Annotated in this window: 1 protein-coding gene; it reads left to right on the plus strand. The window is 70.9% G+C overall.

Annotated features, from left to right (window positions below; translation table 11 throughout):
* The coding region (locus ABEA26_RS35290) for a type I polyketide synthase (protein WP_345598073.1) at nt 1–3674 on the plus strand (3674 nt) is incomplete at both ends.

Below are 3674 nucleotides of genomic sequence, written 5' to 3' on the forward strand. Positions count from 1 at the left end.
TTGCCGAGGATCGTCGTGCTCGCGGCCTGACCGCGACCTCGGTGAGCTGGGGGCCATGGGCCGAGGGCGGCATGGCCGAGGGTGAGGTCGCGGCACACCTGAATCGCCGGGGCCTGGCTGCGATGACTCCGGTCAAGGCGATGGACGGCCTGCGACGGGCGCTCGCCGAGGGCAGCACACACGTCACTGTGGCCGACGTCGACTGGACACGGTTCGTGGCGGCGTACACCGCTCTGCGGCCGAGCGCTCTTCTCGCTGAGATGGCCGACGACGACGCGGCCGGCGGTACCGGCACCGACATGGAGGCCGATGTCGAGCAGTCCGAGCTGCGGACGAGACTCCTCGGCTTGTCGGGCGCCGAGCAGGAAGCGGTTCTGCTCGACCTCGTCCGGCGGCAGGTCGCGGCTGTCCTGGGGCACGCGAACACGGCCAAGGTGTCCGCGGACCGGGCTTTCAAGGAGCTGGGGTTCGACTCCCTGACCGCCGTGGAGCTGAGGAACGGCCTGCGCAAGGAGACCGGCCTCGAACTCGCCACCACTCTGGTCTTCGACTGCCCGAACCCCGAAGTCCTCGCGGTTCACCTCCGTTCGCGGCTCGTCGGGGACGGCGCGGCGACCGCAGGGGAGATCCTCCCCGCGGTCACGGCGACCGATCCGGACGACCCGATCGCGATTGTCGGCATGAGCTGCCGCCTGCCTGGCGGCGTCCGGTCCCAGGAGGACCTCTGGTCGCTTCTGGTGGCCGGGAACGACGGGATCACCGGGTTCCCGGTCGACCGCGGCTGGGCGACGCACCCGGCGGCCACGTTCGTTCGCTCGGGCGGGTTCCTGCACGACGCGGGAGAGTTCGACGCCGACTTCTTCGGGATCTCGCCGCGTGAGGCGCTGGCGATGGACCCGCAGCAGCGACTGCTCCTCGAAACCGCCTGGCAGGCGTTCGAGCGCGCGGGCATCGACCCGACGTCGGTACGCGGGAGCCGGGTCGCGGTCTTCGCGGGAGCGGCGAGCCAGGGCTACGCGTCCGGGCCGAACTCCGGTGAAGAGGAGGACCTCGGCGGCCACTTGCTGACCGGCAACGCGACGAGCGTGCTCTCCGGCCGGATCTCGTACGCCTTCGGCCTGGAAGGCCCGGCGATGACGGTGGACACGGCTTGCTCGTCGTCCCTGGTTGCCCTGCACCTCGCGGCGCAGGCCCTGCGCGCGGGGGAGTGCTCCATGGCCCTGGTCGGCGGCGTGACGGTGATGGCCACCCCCGTGACGTTCGCGGAGTTCTCCCGCCAGGGCGGCCTGGCCGGGGACGGCCGGTGCAAGGCGTTCGCGGATACGGCGGACGGCACGGGCTGGTCCGAGGGCGTCGGCATGCTGCTGGTGGAGCGCCTGTCGGACGCCCGCAGGAATGGTCACGAGGTCCTGGCGGTGGTTCGGGGGAGCGCGGTCAACCAGGACGGCGCGAGCAACGGCCTGACGGCGCCGAACGGCCCGTCCCAGCAACGCGTCATCCGCCAGGCCCTGGCGAACGCGGGCCTGTCGGCAGCGGACATCGACGCCGTGGAGGCGCACGGCACCGGCACCGCACTGGGCGACCCCATCGAGGCACAGGCGCTGCTGGCGACCTACGGTCAGGAGCGGAAGGGCGAACACCCACTGTGGTTGGGCTCGTTGAAGTCGAACATCGGTCACACGCAGGCCGCCGCCGGCGTCGCCGGGATCATCAAGACGGTCATGGCGCTGCGCAACGGCATACTGCCGCGAACGCTGCACGTCGACGAGCCGTCCTCCCACGTGGACTGGTCGGCGGGTGCGGTGGAGCTGCTGACGGAGTCGGTGGCGTGGCCGGAGACGGGCGAGCCGCGCCGCGCGGCGGTGTCGTCCTTCGGCGTCAGCGGCACGAACGCGCATGTGATCGTGGAGCAGGCGCCTGAGGCGGAAGCGCCGGAGCCGACCGAGGCTCCGGCGACGTTGCCGGTGGTGCCCTGGGTGGTCTCGACGAAGTCCGAAACGGCACTGGTGGCGCAGGTGGAGCGGCTTAGGTCGTTCGTTGCCGAGAAGCCTGAGCTGTCGCCGGTGGATGTGGGTTTCTCGCTGGTGACGGCGCGTGCGGTGCTGGAGCACCGGGCGGTACTGATCGGAGAGCGGACCGTGCGGGGCGTGGCCGCCGAGGGCCGGACCGGTGTGCTGTTCTCGGGGCAGGGGTCACAACGTTCAGCCATGGGCCGAGAGTTGTACGAGGCGTATCCGGTGTTCGCGGATGCGTTCGACGCGGTGTGCGCGGAGCTGGACCGGCATCTGGACCAGCCGCTGCGTGATGTGGTCTTCGAGGACGCGGTCCTGCTGGATCGGACGCAGTTCACGCAGGCGGGTCTGTTCGCGCTCGAGGTGGCGCTGTTCGAGCTGGTGACGTCGTGGGGCGTGAAGCCGGACTTCCTGCTGGGTCACTCGATCGGTGAGTTGTCGGCCGCGTGCGTGGCCGGCGTGCTGTCGCTGGAGGACGCTGCCGTGCTGGTGGCGGCCCGAGGTCGTCTGATGCAGGCGCTCCCGACGGACGGTGCGATGGTGTCGTTGCAGGCGGCGGAGGACGAGGTGCTGCCGCTGCTGACGGACGGCGTGTCGATCGCCGCGCTCAACGGCCCGCGTTCGACGGTGGTGTCGGGAGATGAGACGAAGGTCTTGCGGATCGCCGCGTACTTCGAGGGTGAGGGTCGTAAGACGAAGCGTCTGCGGGTGAGTCATGCGTTCCACTCGCCGCGTATGGACGCGATGCTCGACGACTTCCGCAAGGTCGCGGCGGGACTGACCTTCAATGCTCCGCAGTTGTCCATCGTGTCCGATGTGACGGGCGAGGTACTGGCCGCAGGGGAGATCCGGGACCCGGAGTACTGGGTGCGTCACGTCCGCGAGGCGGTCCGTTTCCTGGACGGCATCCGCACCTTGGAAGCGGAAGGTGTGACGGCGTTCCTGGAGCTGGGTCCGGACGGTGTGCTGTCCGCGATGGCGCAGGACTGCGTCACCTCCGACTCCGGCGAGTTCACCTTCGTGCCGGTCCTTCGCAAGAACCGCGAGGAGCCGGAGAGCCTGCTCACCGCCCTCGCCGAACTCCATGTACGTGGCGAGGCGGTCGACTGGCAGGCGTACTTCGCCGGCACGGGTGCCCGCCGGGTCGACCTGCCCACCTACGCCTTCCAGCGCGAACGCTACTGGCTCAAGGAGCCGGCCGTGGTCCGTGCGGCGGACGGTGTGGACTCCTGGCGCTACCGGGTGACGTGGAAGCCGACCGGGCACGGCGCGGCCGAGGCCGTGCCGGGGCAGTGGGTCGTGGTGTGCAGGGACTCCGATGTCGATCACCCGCTGGTCGCCGCTCTGCTGAAGCGCGGGGCCGAGGTGGTGGTCCTGCCGGTGGGCGCAGGCGACGTGGTCGACCGCGGGGCCTTGGGCGCGAGGGTGGCGGGGCTCTCCGGTGAGACCGGCGTGGTGTCGCTGCTGGGGCCGGGGGAGACCGAGCCTGGCCTTGCGGCGCTGGGGCTGGTGCAGGCGTTGGGCGACATGGGGGTGTCGGGGCCGTTGTGGTGCGTGACGCAGGGTGCTGTGGCGGTGGGTCCGGAGGGCGGTCCCGCGGATCCGGTGCAGGCTCAGGTGTGGGGTCTGGGTCGGGTCGCCGCGCTGGAGCACCCGGATCGG

This window comes from Streptomyces marokkonensis, assembly GCF_039539045.1.
Taxonomy (GTDB): Bacteria; Actinomycetota; Actinomycetes; order Streptomycetales; family Streptomycetaceae; genus Streptomyces; species Streptomyces marokkonensis.